At 58.4% G+C, this 19,809-nt stretch carries 16 protein-coding genes; 6 read left to right on the top strand and 10 right to left on the bottom strand.

The genetic code is table 11. From position 1 onward, the window contains the following. The 3 genes from EII11_RS10760 to EII11_RS06065 form a co-directional block, all read right to left on the bottom strand. The coding region (locus tag EII11_RS10760; protein WP_205649248.1) for a hypothetical protein at positions 1–201 on the bottom strand (201 nt) is incomplete at its 3' end. A gap of 87 nt (positions 202–288) precedes the next feature. Further along, complete coding sequence (locus tag EII11_RS06070; RefSeq protein WP_124870112.1) at positions 289–2,805, bottom strand: DUF6571 family protein; 2,517 nt, start codon at positions 2,803–2,805, stop codon at positions 289–291. A gap of 54 nt (positions 2,806–2,859) precedes the next feature. Continuing rightward, a protein-coding gene (locus EII11_RS06065) for an IS3 family transposase (protein WP_124870109.1) occupies positions 2,860–4,088 on the bottom strand; the annotation gives its coding sequence in 2 pieces (ribosomal slippage) (positions 2,860–3,803 and positions 3,803–4,088; 1,230 coding nt in all). Between the two features lie 465 nt (positions 4,089–4,553). Between EII11_RS06065 and EII11_RS06060 the strand changes: the two genes are divergently transcribed. Continuing rightward, positions 4,554–5,312 carry a hypothetical protein gene (locus EII11_RS06060; RefSeq protein ID WP_124870106.1) on the top strand — a complete coding sequence of 253 codons (759 nt, stop codon included), beginning with the start codon at positions 4,554–4,556 and terminating at the stop codon, positions 5,310–5,312. Between the two features lie 105 nt (positions 5,313–5,417). On the opposite strand, the gene EII11_RS06055 is transcribed toward EII11_RS06060, so the two are convergent. The 5 genes from EII11_RS06055 to EII11_RS06035 form a co-directional block, all read right to left on the bottom strand. After that, positions 5,418–6,686 carry an ADP-dependent glucokinase/phosphofructokinase gene (locus tag EII11_RS06055; RefSeq protein ID WP_124870104.1) on the bottom strand — a complete coding sequence of 423 codons (1,269 nt, stop codon included), beginning with the start codon at positions 6,684–6,686 and terminating at the stop codon, positions 5,418–5,420. A gap of 63 nt (positions 6,687–6,749) precedes the next feature. After that, on the bottom strand, positions 6,750–7,610 hold the full coding sequence (locus EII11_RS06050; RefSeq protein WP_124870101.1) for a ketose-bisphosphate aldolase: 861 nt from the start codon (positions 7,608–7,610) through the stop codon (positions 6,750–6,752). Positions 7,611–7,634: 24 nt separating this feature from the next. Then, a complete protein-coding gene (locus EII11_RS06045; RefSeq protein ID WP_124870098.1) occupies positions 7,635–8,480 on the bottom strand; it encodes a carbohydrate ABC transporter permease in 846 nt (281 codons plus the stop codon). 1 nt (position 8,481) lies between these two features. After that, positions 8,482–9,471: a carbohydrate ABC transporter permease gene (locus EII11_RS06040; protein WP_240623087.1), complete on the bottom strand. Its 990-nt coding sequence runs from the start codon at positions 9,469–9,471 to the stop codon at positions 8,482–8,484. 214 nt (positions 9,472–9,685) lie between these two features. Further along, positions 9,686–10,987 carry an ABC transporter substrate-binding protein gene (locus EII11_RS06035; RefSeq protein WP_240623086.1) on the bottom strand — a complete coding sequence of 434 codons (1,302 nt, stop codon included), beginning with the start codon at positions 10,985–10,987 and terminating at the stop codon, positions 9,686–9,688. A gap of 178 nt (positions 10,988–11,165) precedes the next feature. Between EII11_RS06035 and EII11_RS06030 the strand changes: the two genes are divergently transcribed. Then, positions 11,166–11,969 (top strand): DeoR/GlpR family DNA-binding transcription regulator, encoded by an 804-nt coding sequence (locus tag EII11_RS06030; protein ID WP_124870155.1) that lies wholly within the window; start codon positions 11,166–11,168, stop codon positions 11,967–11,969. Positions 11,970–12,135: 166 nt separating this feature from the next. Further along, entirely contained in the window at positions 12,136–13,356 is a 1,221-nt protein-coding gene (locus EII11_RS06025; protein ID WP_124870095.1) for an AGE family epimerase/isomerase, read from the top strand. 187 nt (positions 13,357–13,543) lie between these two features. Here the strand turns inward: EII11_RS06025 and EII11_RS06020 are convergent, their stop codons facing one another. Continuing rightward, a complete protein-coding gene (locus tag EII11_RS06020) occupies positions 13,544–14,950 on the bottom strand; it encodes a xylulokinase (protein ID WP_124870092.1) in 1,407 nt (468 codons plus the stop codon). A 93-nt stretch (positions 14,951–15,043) separates the two neighbouring features. Further along, positions 15,044–16,219, bottom strand: coding sequence for a xylose isomerase (gene xylA / locus EII11_RS06015; RefSeq protein WP_124870088.1), 1,176 nt, complete (start codon positions 16,217–16,219; stop codon positions 15,044–15,046). Positions 16,220–16,501: 282 nt separating this feature from the next. Between xylA and EII11_RS06010 the strand changes: the two genes are divergently transcribed. The 3 genes from EII11_RS06010 to EII11_RS06000 all read left to right on the top strand — a co-directional run bounded on the left by EII11_RS06010 (position 16,502) and on the right by EII11_RS06000 (position 19,800). Further along, positions 16,502–17,746: an ROK family transcriptional regulator gene (locus tag EII11_RS06010; RefSeq protein ID WP_124870085.1), complete on the top strand. Its 1,245-nt coding sequence runs from the start codon at positions 16,502–16,504 to the stop codon at positions 17,744–17,746. 187 nt (positions 17,747–17,933) lie between these two features. Continuing rightward, positions 17,934–18,251 carry a YbjQ family protein gene (locus EII11_RS06005; protein WP_124870083.1) on the top strand — a complete coding sequence of 106 codons (318 nt, stop codon included), beginning with the start codon at positions 17,934–17,936 and terminating at the stop codon, positions 18,249–18,251. Positions 18,252–18,273: 22 nt separating this feature from the next. Beyond that, on the top strand, positions 18,274–19,800 hold the full coding sequence (locus EII11_RS06000) for a polysaccharide deacetylase family protein (RefSeq protein ID WP_124870081.1): 1,527 nt from the start codon (positions 18,274–18,276) through the stop codon (positions 19,798–19,800). The last annotated feature ends 9 nt before the right edge of the window (positions 19,801–19,809 follow it).

Genomic DNA, 19,809 nt, shown 5'->3' with positions numbered 1-19,809 from the left:
GCCGTCAGTTGGCCATATTCCCACAGCCACAACACGCGCCCCATTGGTGTACTGAGCAATATAGTGGTGATCATTCCTAAAAGGAGGGTAATTAGTCTGCGCACTGCACAAGCTGAGTGTGAGACTGAAGTCATTGCCTGTAAGGGCATAGCCCGGCCCGACCTCCTGGGCTGAAAGCACAATCGGATAGGGCTCAAGCACCTCCTTCTCACCTGCCCCATCACGGCCCGCACACCCCGCCAACACCAAGCATGCAACAACGCACGCAGCAGCAAAACGCCGGCCTCATCACTGGAACCTCTCAAAAAACGCTTTGTCAAACGATGTTTCCACTCGGAAACTGTCGTAATAGTTATCCCCCACATCACCCACACGATTAGCCAAACCCTGGTCCTGAGCGAGTTCAGCCATGCTGGGGAAGCCATTGGCGAACACCTCAGGGATCAGTTCACGGTCGTCTTTGTCGGTGACAAGGCCGCCTTCAATGACCGCTCGGTCCAGTCGTGTCGTGTAGGAGTAATAGGCAATTTCTGCTGCTGTGTTCGCGGTTTGCACGGCTTCACTGCGAGCGCGAGCATAGGTATCCCCAGCGTGTTCTTCAATGACATCAAGACCGTAGTCTGTCAACCCCTCCACAAGAGGCCCAGCGAGGGGTATGCGATCAACAGGGATTACCTCAGCAAGATGTCGTTGCAGGCCGATCCAAGCCCGTGTCTCCCGGTCGCGTTCCTCCCCCGCCGCAATCGCTGCCTCCCCCACAGCGTTCAGGACGAAACCCTCCAGCGCGCCACCACCAGCTGCAGCACTGTTGAGCGTCTTCTCAAAATCAATACTGCCGGAGTGGTCTCTGATCACTTGAGCAAGATGGCGGTCATGGTAGGTATCCATCCCCATACGCAGTGCTACAGCCCCGTCATCTACCTGCGTGATCGCGGTGATCAGCGCGTTCAGATCATCTTTAGCAAAGACAGGCATGTCAAGGATTGTGCCAAGGTCATCGCGAGAGATCCCAGCAACCTCCCCATCTTCAACTCGCGCTGTCGGTGGTTTTGTCACGTAGAAATCAACAACGGGCATATACGCCGACAAGACGCTCGCCATATGCGTTGCCGCGCGCGGGTGAATACTGGAGGCAGCAAACTGCTCTGAAGAAGCAGCAAAACTGCGATTGGCCAGCATCTTGACAGCACTTGTTGCCAGTGAAGACGCCTGAGCCGTGCCAATATTACCCGGCGTGGTTGTCGCCGCATCCAACGCCGCTGTGATCGACTCAAACCCATCCTCACCCCAGGGCCGCTCCGCCAACCAGTAGCGCTGCCGATCGGTGGGCGCACTCATTGTCTGCGGATCAAAAGAACTGAAAAACTCAAGCGATGCCTGGGGGCTCTTCCCAAAAGCGCTCATCAGCGCCGCCGAAGCATCACTGGCAGAGCCGTGCTTATCGGCCGGGAAAAACCCCGCCATCCCTCGCCCCTGCTGGCCTATGGCCAGCCACCCCACGGCGGGATCAGGAAATTCACGCTCAAAACTTTCCAAACGAGCACCCACGGTAAGAAGAAACTCAGACGACAACGCAGAATCACGTAGCAGATACGACAACGCAAACGTGGCATTGCCCGTAGTTGGCTCCACACGCTTGGGAGTCAGTGTCGCGTCGAAGAGGTCGTGCGCGTACTGCTTCACAAACGCAGGATCAGATTGGGCCAAACAAGGCTCTCCCACACGGAAAACCTCACGCAACCCGTGAATATACCCATTCGCGTCAGCGAACTTACCAGAATAAGCAAACAATCCAGCCAAGGCCACCCGATCAATGAGATCCTCGGCAGGAACCCTCCTCAAGAACACAGCACTCGCATCCGCACTGACACTCATCCCACGCAACAGTGCCCCAGCACGAGCGATCTGCGTACCAGAAGCATCCAGTGTCAGACCATCAAGCACCCCCGCCACATAAGCAGCCAACACCTGCCGCGTCCGGCGCTCCCCAGCCAAAGCAGCAGCGATCGACTCAATCTCCTCAACAGATAAATCAGGATCACTCAGAAGCTGCCCCACATATGAAGGGCTCACACTCGCGCCAATCACAGCAACAGTCAGATCCAAACCCGTAAGCCTGCGGTTTTGCCCTCCCGCACGCTCAAAAGCACCCGCAATAGCCTCCAACCAACGCTGATCCTCCCTATTTTCAGCCAGATACCCCCGCACCCCCGAAAAAACACTCAAAGAACCAAACCCCGCCCAAGAACACGTCGAGATGCAACGCGCCCACAAACGCTCTAGCTCCCTCAAACGATCCTCAAGCAACATGCTAAAAACAGAGTACTCACGGGCAAGACCACGCAACACTACAGGATCAGCAGCAACCCGCTCGGAATATCCCTGAGAAGCTACACGCACACGCTGTAAAGGCGCGAACCCTACCCCCACATGCTTGGACCGATACTCCCCCTCAGAACCAGGATTCCACATCCCCACCACAGCATCGCCCCCAAGAAGCTCCGACGCAGCCTCCCGACGACGAAAATCCTCCGCCCTGCGCTCATCCTCACAGCAAGCCAAAAAACGAGCCTCATCCACCTGAGCCACTAAAGCATCAAACGCATCTGCCAAACGCGCCCGATCAGAACCCTCATCCCGAACGGCGCGTTCAAGCAACTTCGCATACGGCCCCTGAAAAGAGGTGAAAACCTGCTCCACACTCCGAGCACGAACTCCACCCCACCCAGAAAAGAAATCCACAAACTCCCGACAACGCCCAATAAAATCCAACACCACAGGCTCATCGAAAGCAATAAACCTCACACCCACCACACCCTTTCCGTCTGGGATGAAATTGAACCGTCCTGGGTTTTGTTCCTAGGCGGTGACTCGTAAATTGGGTGTGTTGGCACGGTGGGTGCGCCAGTAGTGGTTGTCGGTTTCTTGTGGAGTGCGGTACCCCAACTCAGAATGCAGCCGGGTGGTGTTCCACCAGTGAACCCAGCACAGGGTAGCCCACTCGACTTCGGCTAATCCTTCCCAGGTGTGGGAGTAGATCAGTTCGCTTTTGTACAGGCCATTGACACTCTCGGCCAGGGCATTGTCATAGGAGTCTCCCACGCTGCCGGTGGACTCATCAATCCCCGCATCGCGAAGGCGCTCGTGGTAGGCAATGGCGACGTATTGGGAGCCGTGATCTGAATGATGGATCAAGCTCTCTAGGCTGCCTTTGGCGGTAGCGATCGCATGATTCAAAGCCTCCAAGGGCAGGGCTTCGGTGGTGAGGCGACTCTTGGTCGCCCAACCAACAATCTTCCTGCTGTAGACATCGGTAACAAACGCGGTGTACACGAAGCCAGTACGTGTTCTGACGTAGGTAATATCAGCCACCCACAACCGATTAGGCGCACTAGCCCGGAAATTGCGTTGAACCAGGTCGGGGCGAACATCAGGAGTCTTAGCAGGTTTGGTAGTGAGGGGTTTACGCCCGCGGATCACACCACGCACACCAGCCATTTTCATGAGGCGAGCTACCTGATCGCGACCAATAGTGTATCCGGCGCGTTTCATGGCGTGCCACATCTTACGCACCCCATACACGCCATAATTCTCCCGGTGAATATCAATCATGATAGGGATTAGTTCGCAATCACGTAAAGACCGCTGAGAGGGCAAGCGCCTCTTAGCAGCGCGGTAACCACGCGCGCTCATAAACCCACCCATGCGGTGGTGAGCCAACATTTGGCAGATGAACTCTACCCCGAAACGATCACGATACTTATCGATGAACGCGATCATTTCCTGGCTCGGGGGTCGAGTTCGGAGGCGAAAAAAGCCGAGGCAGCCTTGAGCAATTCATTGACCTGGCGCAGCTCAGCGTTCTCCCGTCGCAGACGCTTCACCTCGGCTGCTAGTGGTCCATTCTCATGGTCTTGATTCACCCCAGGGTCGTGATACCACCGCCGCACAGTCTCATACCCCACCCCAAGCTTCTTGGCAATCACACCAATCGCTTTGGTTAATGACATCGTCTCATCAGCAGCCAACCGATCATTCACTAAACGAACAGCGCGCTGCTTAAACTCCACATCAAATTGCTTCGGCATAAGAACCATCCTTTCAGGCTTCACCCCGGAACAAAACCCAGGACGGTTCAAATAGCACCCAGATGAAAACTGTCAACCCTCAAACAATCATACGCAAGGAAATACGCAACAGGGGCGAAAACCGAGGTGTGAACCATCCTGGATTCTCCTCCTAGGCGATGGCTAGTTCGTTGTTGTAGCTGTTGTTGACGTGAGTGCACTATGCCGTTAACGGTCTCAACCAACGCATTGATCCCAACCGTATCAACCTATGCAAATAGGGTTTTCACCACCAGACCTGACACTTCTCACACTGATGGTCTGGCAAATTAGTGGCGTCGAACTGAAATCTCCTGCCTCCAATCGCCAACTGTGCGCAAGCGGATATAGAACTGGACAGATATCTCGCTACATTGTCACCTCTACAAACTATCGTGCAAGATGTGATGGTCGAGCTTTCTCCTCATTAATACGGACAGGTAAAACATGGCTCATACACACAGCCTTCGCCGATACGCAGCAATGAGTATCATTGCTGCTATCACGCTTACTGCCTGCAGCTCACCATCTCACCGTGAGACTGGAAATACCTCACAATCAGTTGAGAATCTCGTGGCAAGCCAGGAGGGAACTCAATCCTCCGGCTCGCCCATCTCTCCTCTGCTCTATGGCATCACCGCAGAAGAAGATGACATCTTGCACGACTTCCGCAACAAATGTCCCATGAATAAAGGGGCACGGGTCTATTTCAACCCTGAACTACGGAACATCACTGTTGACATGGACTACATCACGGCGGACAACCAGGCGGACTGCCTCAAGCTTTCCGGCGGACTCTTTGGTATTCCCCAAGGAACTGCCACCTACGCCATTAACATTTACGAGACTGATCTTCCGCTCCTTCCCAAGCCTGCCCTCTCAGAGCAAGATATCGCCGAACGAGTGCAAGCTCTTGAGCAGAAGGTAGGGTCCGGCGCCGCTGATATCTCCTACGCGCGCTTCACTGACGGTGCGATTCACCTTGGTATTCGACTTATTCCCATGCATTGTTGGCAAATCCCCTTCATGGATTCGGTAGACGCAGCAAATCCCTGGAAAGCTCTTTCACCAGAAATTCAACAGGAGATCCTTGATCTGCAATCCCTCAACGTGCCTGTCACCCTTGAGCGAGACTTTGTCTCACCTCAATGTAAAGACTGCAGTTCCGAACCCGAGTGCCACCAATTTGCCATCGGCTGCAAGTGAAAGACACCTAGAGCAATTCTCCTGACCTGCACAAATGCAAGTGGCCCCGTGGAGGATTCGCCACGGGAGCACCCCGTCCTAGGCCGACGCCGCCTGCAAACGGTCCTATCCCCTTTCGTGGGACAGAGCCAACACCATGCCACCCACGAAGGCATCCCCCAAGCCAATGGTCGTCGGGTCAGCAATCTTCACGGCATGGGAGGGGGCAATGTGGACCCCCGCCTTCCGTACCACCGGTGAAGCTGTCAAATACAGGCCAACCGGCGAGTACGCCACCCTCGCCATCGCGCGGAAATCCTCGGCGGTGAAGTCATCCCCGTAGGCAAAGCGCGTGGAGGCCATCTGGCAGCCCACGGCTGCAGCTTTGGCAACCGCCTGCGCGTCCTCCCCCATCACCGCCGCATAGTCGGCCGTGTGCACCACGACATTGCGCACGCCGGAAAGCACCCGCAGGGATTTCATCAGGCTCACGAGGTCTTCCGGCTCAGTCATCGACACCCTGCGGCCAAGGTAATGCTGGGCTTCATCCTCGTTCATGGAGTGGATGGTGGCCCATCTGCGGGCGCTGGCCAACACCTGTTGGCGCAGATGCTCGTGATGGAAACCAGCCTCTTCGTAGATGACGGGCCGCCCAGCAAAACCTGGCGGGGGAAGCAGGCAGTCGCGTCCCTGCTGCTCTGAGGGCACTTGGGCGAGCATCCTCTCAACCACGTCAAGACGACGTGCGAGCAGTTCTTCTGAGGTCATGGCGTTCAAACCAGAAATGACAACAACCTGCGCCGAGGCAATCGGTTCAGCCAAATCAGGAGAGATCGCCATTCGTTCATTGGCTGGGTCATTGACGAAGATGAGCCGGTTTGGGCGGCCCTCGCCCGCTCCCACCTCGCGCGCACCTTCCCACACGGGGCTGCCATCAAGGAAATGGAGGTCCGGTGCCGCCGGGTATTGAATGATGACATGCGGGTCAAGGCTATCCTCGCGTGCACTCGACACGTAACGCACCCTGTCAGGCAAGAGGTCGCGGAGTTCCTGGCAGGTTGATACCAGGTGCACGAGGGAGCCTACGCCGAGGCGATCCAGGCAGATTGCCGCCCTGACACTCGTACCACCCAGGGTCATGGTGTAGCTGAAGCGCTCAGCGAAACTGCGCAGCGCTTGCGGGTCCGTCACCCGTACTTCCATGCCTTTCTGGTGGCGGATCGCATGGAGGATCGCGACAAGCATCCCTCGCTCGTCCTCAACGATGCGGGGGGTGGCCTCGCATTCGGCGGCGCTGATTTCACAGTCGCGCATCAACGCCTGAAGGATCTGCGCATCCCATTCCACCTCGAAATCAACGTTTCCGCCAAGTCCGAGGACCACTCCCGACCCCATCGTCTTACTCCCTTACTCTTTGTGTGATTCCGCCATCTCGTTCAGGAGGCTCAGGCGCTGGAACTAGAAGAAACGCAACGTATCTGCCGAGCCAAACAGCTCAATCTTTTGTGCGGCACATTCACGCAAGGCTTCTTCGCAGGGCGGCTCAATGACATTAGGTTCACGGACCCCCAGGTCTTTGAGCACCTCGCGCATGCGCGTAAAGTACGCGGCTTTGATGTCTGAGGAAATATTGACCTTGTTAATGCCGCGCTGGACGGCCTGACGAATCTCATCATCGGGGTTATTGGACCCACCGTGCAGGACAAGTGGAATATCCACTGCGGCCTTAATGCGATCCAGCAGGTCGAGCTTGAGTTCAGGCTGCAGGTCGTCAGGGTAGAGGCCGTGGCGTGTCCCGATGGCAACGGCGAGGGAATCCACGCCGGTCGCCTCAACGAAGCGCAGCGCATCGTCGGGGTCGGTGTAGACGATGTCATTCGTTCCGGCCTCGCCGTAGGAGTCGGTGGCGCCAATCGTGCCCAGCTCTGCTTCCACTGATAATCCAACGGCGTGGGCGGCTTCGACAACACGGCGGGTTTGCTCGACGTTGACTTCCCATGTTTCAAGAGACTTGTCGATCATGACCGAGGTAAAACCGTTTTGAATAGCTAGGAGAACCTGCTCATAGCTAGCCCCGTGATCGAGGTGAATGGCGGTGGGCACCGACGAGCGGTGCGCTTTTTGGATGATGGCGGGCAGCATGTCCACACCAATGTGGCGCAGTTCGTCGGGGTGGATAGCAATAATGTGGGGAGATTTGAGCTCCTCACAGGTTTCCACTACTGCGTTAAGCATGGAGTAGCTGGAGATATTGAATGCCGGGACGGCAAAAGAATGATGATGTGCCACCTGAAGAATGGCGTCACCCGTTACGAGCATGGGAGTTCCTTCCTGTTGTGTTGTTTAGCTCTTCACCGAACCGGCTGACATACCGCCGATGAAGTACCTCTGGAAGAAGATGAAGAGCACCAGGATGGGGATGGACCCCAAGACGGACATCGCCATCATCTGGTTCCAGTCGTAGGAGTGTTGTCCCATCAGCAGTTGAATACCGATGGGGACAGTGCGCATGTCATTGGTGCGCGTGAGGGTGAGTGCAAAGAGGTATTCGTTCCACGCAATCATGAAGGTGTAGATCCCTACCGACACGATGCCAGGAATAGAAATCGGTACTAGCACCCGCCATAGGGCGCCAAATGACGTTGCCCCATCAACCTTGGCGGCCTCGTCGAGTTCTCGTGGCAGGGTGTTGAAGTAGCCGGTCAGCATGATGATCGCGTAGGGCAGGGTGAACACCATGTAGGTGAGGATCAAGCCCTGGTAGGTGTTGTAGAGCTTGAGGGCGACCATCAGCCCGAAGAAGGGGATGAGGAGGGTGATGGGTGGGACGGATTGGACGGAAATAATAATGACGTTGAGGATGCGTTTCCCGGGGAAGGTGAAGCGGCTGAAGGCGAAGGCCGCGAGGATTGCCACCAGCAGGGTCAGGAGGGTGACCGAGAGCGCCACGGCGTAGCTATTGACAAAGAAACGCACTTTTTGCGGGTCGTTGAAGATCGCAACGTAGGCGTCAAGGCTGGAATTTTCGGTGATGAAGCGCGGTGGGGTGGCGAAGATTTCAGAGTTCTTTTTCAGGGAGGAAACGAACATCCACACAATCGGTGAGGCCGCAAAAAGAGCACCGCAGGTCAGGCCAATCAGGACGCCGATCTTCGCCAGGATGTGACGGGCGTGTTTGGAGAGGTTCATCTCAATCCCTCAGTTTCTGGCTCTTGACGTACAGGGCGGCAAGCAGCATCGACATGATGAAGATGAGGACAGCCGCTGCTGAGGCTGCCGCGAAGTCATAGTCCGAGAAGGCGAGCTTGTAGGTGTAGGTGGCCAGCATTTCCGTCCGGTCCAGGGGCCCGCCTCCCGTTGTCATCCAAATGAGGGCGAATTGTTGGGAGGTCCAGATAATGTCGAGCAGCGCCATGGAGGTCAGCACCGGCAGGAGTTGGGGAATAGTGATGCTGGTGAAGCGGCGGATTGGCCCGGCGCCGTCGACCTCGGCGGCCTCGTACAGGTCGGGGGAAATCCCTTGCAGGCCTGCCAGCAGGCTAATCATGAAGAAGGGGTAGCCCGCCCAGATATTGATGAGCGTGACAACGGTCAGGGCCATATCGGGGTCAGCCAGCCATTCTTGCTGGCCACTGATAAGACCGATGGCGTTGAGGATGTAGTTGACCACGCCATTGGGGTTGAGGAGGAGCCGCCACAAGATGGCGATGATTGCGACCGTCAGCAGCCAGGGGAGGACAAATAGCGTGCGAAAGATTGTGCGCGTAATGGCTGAGACTTTGTCAGAGTTGAGCAGGAGTGCGAAGGCCAGGCCGATAATCATGTGGGCGATGACGCTGACCAGGGTGAAGAACGCGGTGTTTTTCAGTGCTGTATAGAACTTTGCGTGGGTGAGGATTGCCGCGTAGTTGCTGATGCCAACAAAGACGGGGTTGGGGTTGGTGATGACCGCATCTTGCAAGGAGTAGTGAATGACCATCACGATGGGCACGGCAAGGAGTACCAGCATGAGGGTGATGGTGGGCAGGAGGTACAGGTAGGGAACGAGCATCCTCCATCCACGGGTCTGAGGGCTGCGAGGGCGGATCGGGCGTGTTGGGGTGTGCGCAGATGCTGGTGCACTGTTGGGAGTTAGTGCACTGCTGGATGTTGGTGCGCTGTGGGATGCTGTCGTTGCCACGGGGCCTCCTTCCTTGAGTCGATGCGCGTAAAGACTGGGGGTTTGGTGGGGGCGAGGCTCTCTGCCTGGGGTGCGCCCGTACCGCAGGGCGGGGTGAGTTGCGCTCCGGTGTTCACCCCGCCCTGCGAGGGCGGATCGGGGTTGGCGTTACACTCTTGGCTGCTCCGTTCAGCGCATAGCGCGTATCGCCGTTGCGGGGTGTGAGGGGGCGGAGTTAGAACTCGCCTTCCCAGGTGGTTTGGACGGTTGTCAGCATCTCGTCGATGCTGATGTCTCCGCTGAGGTAACGCTGGAATTCTTCATCGAAGCTGCGCATGAGTTTTTCAGCGACGGGCAATCCGGTGAATTCGTTGGCCGGGCGTCCGGCGTTCCAGATGTCGAAGGCGGCTTTGAAGAACTCGTCGTCTTTGACGAAGGCGGGTTCAGCATCAACGTGGCCTGGGAAAGCGTGTGCACTGTCAGAGAGTCGGGCGTTGACGTCCTTGGACATGAGGAACTCAACGAGTTTCCACGCTTCGGCTTTGTGTTCGGTTGAGTTGGACACGCCAATTCCCCACGAGGCGTAGGGCATGCCGCGTTCGCCGCTGTAGCCGTCCTTGGCGGGGATAGCGGCAATTTCAAACTTCAGGTCAGGGCTGGATTCGCGGATGAGGTTGATGTGGGCGAGGGAGTCAATCATCATGCCGACACGGCCATTGGTGAAGTCTTCGACCTTGTCTTGTTCCTTCATGGTGAAAGCACCGTTGGCAATGACCTTGGCATCCCACATGCCCTTAATGAACTCAAGGGCGGATTTGACGTCCTCGTTGTTGACATTGGGTTTACCGTCCGGGGTGAGCATTGATCCACCTGATGCCCATACCCATGCCATGACGTCGTTTTGGATGCCGTTGGGGGCTTCGAGGGACAGGGGCATCACCCAGCCTGAGGCGTCAGGAACGGCTGCGGTGATCTTTTTGGCTGCGTCGGTGAACTCGGTCCGTGTTGAGGGAACGCCGGTGATGCCTGCTTTATCAAGGAGGTCACGGTTGACGAACATGGGGTAGACGAAGTTGACCACGGGGATCATGTAGGTGGCGTCAGCGACTTTAATTTGGCTGGCGAGTTGGGCGTCATCGTAGCCTGCCTCTTTCATGAGGGCGCTGAGGTCAGTAATGGCGCCTTGTTTGACGAAGTCGCTGACCCACGCGCCGTCAAGGCCAACAACGTCGGGCATGGTGCCTGCGGCAGCTCCGGCGACAAGTTGTTCCTTGGTGGAGGCGTAGGGGCCTGAAAGGAGTTCAACTTTGATGCCGGGATTTGCAGCTTCGAATTCGTCCATGAGGGCACGGAAGGAGCCGTCAGGAAGTTCTGGCTCCCACCATTGGGCGAATTCGAGGGTGACTGTGCCATCTGCGGCGGGTTCGGTGGGCGCGCCGGATTCTGCCGCGCCACTTTGTGGGGTTGATGCACATGCTGTCAGCATCATTGCCGACATTCCAAGGGTCGCGGCGATCGCGACGAGTCTTCTGTTCATGGATACTGCCTTCTTCCATCGTCATTGATGTGCAATTTTGTGCAGCTATTCGCTGTTTTTTGAGGCCGTATTGCGAGCCTAAGCCGCACAACACGCCTCTGCAACCGGAATACGGTAACAAAGCGATAACATGACGCAGGTATATGCGTTTTTCTGCATTTCGCGTTATTCTACTGTCGTGGAAGACGCACACCCTCGACTCCCAGCCGGGCGAAAAAGCCGAATCGCCACCTACATTGCCGAAGCTGGCCAGGTGACGGTCGCTGACCTTGCGCGACGTTTCGGCGTCTCCGTCGACACCATCCGCCGCGACCTCGACCAGCTTGATGCCGAAGGCGTCCTCATCCGCACCCACGGTGGCGCCATGTCCACCTCCGCCATCCCCTGGCATGACACCCAACTCGACGACCGCACCCGACTACGACCTCACGAAAAAGACACCATCGCCCGCTTAGCCGTCGGCCTGGTGGATGACGGTTCTGTCCTCCTCATCAACGGCGGCACCACCACCCTCGCCCTCGCCTCCCACCTCAGCGAACGGCGCGAACTCATCATCGCCACTAACTCCCTCGTCATCCCAACCTCCATCAACCCTGAAAGCTGCCGCGACGTGTATATGATCGGTGGCCACATCCGACTATCCGGCAGAGTCGCCATTGGCCCCGTCTCCTTCTCCTCGCCCAATGGAGGCGGGCAGGTAGCCGTCCAAGCCGACCTTGCACTTCTGGGCGTTGGCGCAGTGGATGCCGAAGGGGGTTTCTCCACCACAAACCTCGCTGAAGCCATGATGATTGCCCAGATGGCACAGCAATCCCGCAAGGTTGCAATCCTCGCGGACTCCTCCAAATTCAATAGCCGACTCTTCGCCACCATCGGCCCACTCAGCCTGGCTGACTACCTCATCACCGACACCATGCCCCCCGCGCCGCTTCTCACAGCACTGCACGAACACGAGGTCAACGTCATCACCCCCGAACGCTAGCACCACCCCCCTTTACCCACCCCCTCTCGATACCCCATCACACCACCCCCGCTGCTACTTCCTCACTGAAGTAAGGCGGCGGCAGCCTCGTCACTGATGACGACTGCGCCGCGCAAGGACGCGCACGCGCACACCCTGCCCACACTTGAACGATTGGAGATGACCAATGACGATCCCTCCCGCCCTCCGCGCTTCTTTCTCCCACGAAAGCCGCGCCCTCATTGATTTTGCCCGCCACGGCCGCACCTCCTATGGCTTTGGGTGGCTCAATGATGACGGACGCATCGACCCCACCTACGGCACACGCCTGTGGATCACCGGGCGCATGACGCACGCCTTCGCCCTCGGCCACCTGCTGGGGTATGCCGACTGCCTGCCCTATGTACGGCACGGCGTGGACGCGCTACTCAACGGCCCGCTCTACGATGCGGCCACCCGCAGTTGGGTATCCTCCGTTGACGCCGACGGCACGCCGGATTCCCAGATGCGCGTCGCCTACGATCACTCCTTCGTCATCCTCGCAGCCTCCTCGGCCCTGGCCGCCGGGGTTGACGAGGCCAACGCGCTCCTCACCCGCGCGCTGGAAACCTTCGATGCGCTGTGGTGGGATGAGGCCGCCGGCATGGTCGTTGACGCCCGTGATCCTGAAACAATGGGGGTGGATCCCTACCGCGGGGTGAATGCGAATATGCACTCGGTGGAGGCGCTGCTCGCCGCCTTCGCAGCCAATGGGGATCAGCGGCGTTTAGAACAAGCCCTGCGGATTACCTCGCGCGTGGTGGGCTTTATTGACGCGAACGATCACCGCCTGCCCGAACATTTCGACGAGCAGTGGCGGCCCATGCTCTCCTACAACGAGGACATTCCTGCCGACGCGTTCCGACCCTTCGGATCAACAATTGGGCACTGGCTGGAGTGGTCACGCTTGATTCTGACGGTTGCCGCCGAATGTCAGGCTCACGGCGTAGAGTACCCGGCATCCTTCGATGTACTGCCCGCCTACCTGTACCGCAAATCTTTGGCGGAGGGCTGGGGCAGGGATGGTGCGCCGGGCTTCGTCTACACCATTGATTTTGAGGGAAGGCCCGTGGTGCGGCAGCGCATGCACTGGGTGCTATGTGAGGCCATCGGGGCGGCTGCGGCTTTAGCTCACACCAGCGACAATGCCTCCTACTGGCAGGATATTGCCGACTACTGGGACTACGCGCAGCGATACCTCATCGACCCGTCGGGATGCTGGCATGAAGAGCTCAACGAACGCAATGAGCCCGCACCCCACACATGGACGGGCAAGCCCGACATTTACCACGCTCTGCAGGCGATGATTGTGGGCACGCTGCCGCTGCGGCCTGCTTTTGCTTGGGCGCTGAAAGAACAGGCTGGATAAGGAAGGCGCACTGCCGTGCCCCAGGTGCCTACCTCTAATCTTGCGCCTTGTTGTCAAAACTGCGCCGCGTGCGGGGCTGTTTTGACAACAAGGCGCAAGATTAGGAGGCTACTTGGGCGCATGGACTGAGCAAGCAACAATGAGCAAGGGGATCGGAGGGCCTGTCCAGCACACGCCGCCTTGGGCTTTACTCCACCCGGCGCGCCACCTCGGCGGCCTGGCGGGCAGCACCGAGGGCCACGTACTCGGCCGAGGGCGCCACGCGCACGCGAGCCCCCAGCATTCCTTCTGCCAGGGCCTGTACGGCGCGCGATCGCGCACCACCACCAACCAGGATGACCTCATCAATGGGAGCACCTAGATTCCGCACGGCATCCAAAGCGAAACGCATGAGGCTGAGCAGGCCCTCAACGGTTGCGCGGGCAACATATTCAGGTGCGGAATTGGCCAGGGTCATGCCAGAGAGTGTGGCCGTGGCGTGGGGCAGGTTGGGGGTGCGCTCCCCTTCAAAATAGGGAACGAGCACTAATCCGCGCGCGTCAGGTACGGACAGCGCAGCATCGTCGAAGGCGTCGTAGTCCAGTCCGGTGACCTTACACATGGCGTCGATAATGCGCGAGGCATTGAGAGTGCAGGCCAGGGGGAGCCAGTTGCCGGAGGCGTCGGAAAAGCCTGTGACAAGCCCGTCGGGATCACACACGGGCTGTGAGGCGACAGCCGAGATGACGCCGGACGTTCCCAGGGACAGGAGTGCTTGGCCGGGGCGTAAATCAACGCCCAGGGCCGCACCGGCATTGTCTCCGCAGCCTGGCCCGAGAAGGATTTCGCCCCAGCCTCGGGCGGCGTCCCCTCGCCCGGCAACCTCCCAGGGCTCGCAAATGCGGGGCAGGATGATACGGCGTGCGGCGTCCTCGTCAATGCGCAGGGCACGGGCGAGAATGTCGTAGCGGTAGGTGCGCCCATCGGTAGCGACGTAACCCGTGCCCGAGGCGTCGGAGCGGTCGGTGCGTAGGTCAGCCAGGTCGGTGGAGCCGGAGATTTTCCAGGTCAGCCAGTCGTGCGGCAGGCAGATGGCGGCAATGCGGGCGGCGTTTTCAGGCTCATTATCGGCTAGCCAGCGTAGTTTGGTGACGGTGAAGGAGGCGACGGGCACGGAGCCGGTGGCCTCCACCCACCAGCGTTTGCCCGCATCGTGGGCCGTGACCAACTCTTCGGGATGCTGGCTTTCTCCGTCAGATGGAAGGACATCGGCGCCTTCCTGTGTTGCAGTTCCGCATTCTTCGATGAGGTCAACGGCGGCCTGGGCTGAGCGCGTATCGTTCCACAAGAGAGCGGGGCGAATGACCTGCCCATCAGCGTCAAGGCAGACCATGCCGTGCTGTTGTCCGCCAACTGACAGGGCGTGTACGTCGTCCAGCCCGCCTGCGGCGTCAAGGGCCTGCTCGAAGGCAGCCCACCAGTGGTCGGGATGGACCTCTGTGCCGTCGGGGTGTGAGGCTTTGCCTTCTCGGACGATCTGGCCGCTGGCGGGGTCCCAGATGATGACCTTGCAGGACTGGGTGGAGGTGTCGACACCTGCAACATAGGGACGCATCTTTGCGTCTCCTTTCCGTAATTGACGAGGGTGGCCTCGTGGCTGGGTGTTGGTGTACCCGGTACCGCGGCGAGGCCACCCTCGTATTGTCCCTTAGCCAATCAGATGGCGCATGGCGTGCTGGTAGAGCTCGACGAAGTGGTATTCGCGGGCTCCTGCCGCTTCGGCGTCGAAGTCCTCGAAGGCTGAGCGGTCTGCTAGGAAGTCCTCGAAGCTCTCACCCTCAGCCAGGGTGGACTGGCCAAGTTCGGGGATGGAGGCCTTTGCCATGAGTTCTTGGGTGCGTGGGTCGGCGCGGAAGGCGGCGGCCTTTTCGGCAAGCATCATGTACATTTCGATGTTTGCGCGGGCTGATTCCCATACGCCTTCCATACCTTCGGTGCGGCCGGGTTTGTAGTCGAAGTGGAGTGCGCCGTCGTAGCGGTTGCCGCCGTTGGGGAAGCCATTTTCAAGCAGGTCAACGGTGAAGAAGGCGCTGGCCAGGTCGCCGTGTCCGAAGGCTTTGTCTTGGTCGTATTTGACGCCGGATTGGCCGTTGAGGTCAATGTGGAAGAGCTTGTCGGCGTGGAGGGCTTGGGCGATGCCGTGGGTGAAGTTGAGGTTGGCCATTTGTTCGTGGCCGACTTCAGGGTTGAGACCAACGATGTCGCCGTTGTCGAGTTCGGCAATAAGGCCGAGGGCGTGGCCGATGGTCGGCAAGAAGATGTCGCCTCGGGGCTCGTTGGGCTTGGGTTCGAGGCCGATGCGTAGGTCGTAGCCTTGGTGCTTGATGTAGGCGGCGACGGTGTCGAGGCCTTCCTTGTAGCGTTCCATGGCTGCGCCAAGGTCCTTGGAGGAGTCGTATTCTGCGCCTTCGCGGCCGCCCCACATGACGAAGGTGGTGGCGCCGAGTTCAGCGGCGAGGTCGACATTGCGCAGGACTTTGCGCAGGCCGAAGCGGCGGATGGAGCGGTCGTTGTTGGTCAGGCCACCGTCTTTGAAGATGGGGTGGCTGAAGGTGTTGGTGGTGACCATTTCAATGACGAGGCCGGCATTGTCGGCTGCGGCTTTGAGGCGGGCGATACGGTCGGCGCGTTCAGCGTCGGAGGCGTTGAAGTCGTAGACGTCGTTGTCGTGGAAGGTGATGCCCCATGCGCCGAGTTCGGCGAGTTTTTCGGCGTATTCCCAGGGGTCAAGGGCGGGGCGTGTTGCGCTGCCGAAGGGGTCTGCTGCGGTCCATCCAACGGTCCAGAGGCCGAAGGAGAACTTCTTGTTGTGGGTGGTGGTCATGGTTTTTGCCTCTCGTTGTGGGGTTACACAGATCAAAACATGCAAATATTTTCATTGCATTTTTTATACTGTGCATTTTTGTTCAGGGCCTTTCCTTGCTTCAGCTCACGAAGGGTTTAAATAATCTATACAATTTCTGCCTTTTGCTCAGTATTTTGAACGCATTTGTCCCGAATGGCCACTCGAACCAGGCACCCTTGCCGGCTGAAGGGGTATGGCAACCCCTATCACTTATTTTGTTGCGTTAAAAAACATACTGGATGTGTGGGCTACAGTCAAGCCATGCGCCTACATTCCCTGGCCTCTACGCCACTGACCCCCTGTCCCCAGCCGGGCACCCGCACGCCCGCTGCATCCGGCGTGACCGCACACAATCTTCGCGCGAAAAATCTTTCACTTGTCCTGCGCCAGATCCTTGCCAATCCAGGCACTATCTCGCGCGCCAACATTGCCAACTACACCGGCACAACCCGCGCCACCATCTCACGCCTCGTTGATGAACTCATTAGCGCCGGACTCATTGAAGAGCTCGCCCCCTCTAGTGAACCCTCGCGAGGACGCCCCGCCATCCGCCTTCAACCTCAAGCCGAACGCTACTGTGCACTAGGGCTTGAGGTGAATGTCTCCATCCTCAAAGCGCAACTTATTGACCTTTCGGGCGAAATTCTTGCCTTCGCCTCCTGCCCCAACCCCAGCCTCACCGATCCGGCAACCACTATGGCCGCGCTGAGTGAGCTTGGTCAGGAAGTTCTCGACCGCTACGCTGCAACCCCCATGACCTTCATCGGGTCAGCGCTGGCCCTGCCTGGCATCATCTCCACCGAAATGGTCGCCAAAGCGCCCAACCTTCAATGGGAAAACCTCCCTTTCACTGAACTCCTGGCTCCCATTGCGAACCTCTACCCCCGCCTCGTCACGAATGAGGCCGATCTTGCTGCTTACGCAATCGCCCACCCCCGCCCAGGAGTTCCAGGCGGCCCAGCATCCTTCATTTACGTCTCTGGAGAGGTAGGCGTTGGAGCGGGTATTGTCCTTCATCACGCTCCCCTCAGCGGCACTAATGGCTGGGCTGGAGAAATCGGGCATATCTGCGTTGACCCTACAGGCCCCGCCTGTAAGTGCGGCGCGATTGGCTGCCTCGAATCCTTCCTTGGGCGCCAAGCCCTTGCTCGTCACGCCAAGCTTCCTGAAAACACGCCCCCGCGCGAAGTGTGCGACGAGGCCGATGCGGGTAATGCCGATGCTCAAGCAGCACTCCAACAGGGCGCCGTTGCCCTGGGGCGAGCCCTGTCTGCGGCGGTCAATCTCACCGACATTCCGCTGGTTATCCTCGGTGGAAATCTGGCCGACATTGCCCCCCACATCCGTGAAACCGCCGAAGAAATCATGTCCAAGCGTATCCTTCAATCGGCATGGACCCACCCGACGATTGAAGTTCTCGACGACTCGGCAAATCTTTCCGTCACGGGGGCGGCACATCGAGTACTCCAGGATCTTGTCGACGATCCTGCCCGCTATATTCCATGAGGCACTTCCCACACCCTTTCCACGATAATCCGGGATATTTCAGGGGTGGCGGCCTCGCCGACACAATGGATCCAGTGTCAAAATGGACGCATCACAAAAAATGACGGTGCGGTGAATTTGGCGTCACACAAATGACGCGCCCTTGAGGCAGCCCCTTTCACCCACCCTCAGCCGTAAAGGAGTCCGCATGTTTGCCGTCACCACCCCCACCATTGAAGGTCACCCCATCCAGCAGTACGTTGGCATGGTGACAGGGGAAACCATTATGGGTGTCAATATGTTCAAGGACATTGCTGCTGGTTTCCGCAATATGATTGGTGGCCGCTCCACGGCTTACGAAAGTGAACTCCAGCAGGCCTACCAGAGCGCTATCAACGAAATGTGCCAGCGCGCCGAGGCCATGGGCGCCAACGCTGTTGTGGGTGTTCGCGTGGACTACTTCACCCTGGGTACGGATAACGGTATGCTCGCAGCCATCGCAAATGGCACCGCTGTGAGGATCTGATCTTCTCCACACCGTGTCACACTTGCCGCTCCGCTTTTCTGCGCTGCGCCGCTACGTCTTTGTTGCGTGTTGCGTCGCGGCGTTGAGTGCTGCCTCCACGCTGAACCCTGCCGGGCCAGCTCAGGCCAGTGCCTCTCCAGCAGCGCTTTATCCCACTCCCCTACCCATGGGTGATACGCCCCAATCTGCGTCTTCCACTGACGAGGCCCGCGTCATCTCCTCTTTACCGCTTCGTGATCCCCTCGATCTTCCGCACGCGATTATCGAGGGCGTTGACGCCTCTGACGAACGCGCTCCGGCCCACTGGGTGTCGGGGGTGGGGCTGTCGGTTTTCTCGCGCGCGCTGACAGAAGGGGCGCAAAACCTTCAAGGGCCACGCCCTTTGACGCCGATCCAGTGGAGCATTGTCGCCTCCGGCGGGGACTATTTTGCTGAAAGGCTCAATACCGCCCCTCTTGCCCAGGCACCTGCTTCTGACGCTCCCGGCACTGATTCTCAGACCTGGTTTGTCAATATTGCCAGCGGCGAGGTTACGCCCAGCCAGGCCCTCATCACCGCCGAGGCAGAGCCCGCACTGTCACGCCTGCTCACCCTTGCTCTGACGCGTTTCGACGATAAGGACACCTCTGAGCCGCAGAGCGGCAGTCACTCTCCCACGTCTCGTGCACATCCTGCACCTGCACCGCCCTACGATGATCTCTTTTTTGCTCCTGATGGGGCGCTGATCGTCACTGTGCCCAGCCGTGATCGCAGTTCTTTCACGACGGTTCGTATCAGCCGTGAAGCCTCAAAGGGACTTCTCAGCCCTGTGGGAACAAGAATTCGTGACTCTCTGACGAATGCCGGCCGTTTCCAGGGGCTACACGCCTATCCTCATGCGCAGGCCCCATTGCCCGGCGAGGCTGCTACGCTCATTGGCGCTGCACCCACGGAAGATATCGACTGCTCTCAGGCTCGCTGCGTAGCGTTGACCTTCGATGATGGTCCTGATCCCCAGCTCACCCCGCAGCTCTTAGACATGCTTTTCCGCGAGCGCGTTCACGCCACCTTCTTTGTTCAAGGTGATGCGGCTGTTGTGCATCCAGGTTTGGTGGCGCGTGCGCTGCGTGAGGGGCACACAATTGGTACGCACACGTGGTCCCATCCGCGTTTGCCTTTTCTGTCAGCGGAGGATGTGCGCCGCGAGGTGGTGGCAACAAAGGATGTTGTTATCGCTGCTACTGGCCGCACACCGGTTTTGATGCGCCCTCCCTATGGTGAGTTTTCTTCCAGGGTGTTGGAGGTTTTACGCTCAACGGGAGATACGGTGATTATGTGGAATGTCGACACTGAGGATTGGAAGAATAAAAACGTTCCTGAAACGACTCGCCGTGCGATAGAAGGGTCGAAGCCGGGGTCAATTATTCTCATGCACGACGTCCACCCCACAAGCGTTCAGTCTGTTCCGGGCATTATTCGAGGGCTTCGTGAACGTGGATATTCCCTAGTGTCTGTTCCCACTCTTTTGGGTCCTGTGACTGCGGGCGATGTGTACTACGGCAGGGAATAGTGGCCACAT

Source organism: Schaalia canis, assembly GCF_003858455.1.
Classification (GTDB): Bacteria; Actinomycetota; Actinomycetes; order Actinomycetales; family Actinomycetaceae; genus Pauljensenia; species Pauljensenia canis.
This window is presented reverse-complemented; position numbering and strand designations above follow the sequence as displayed.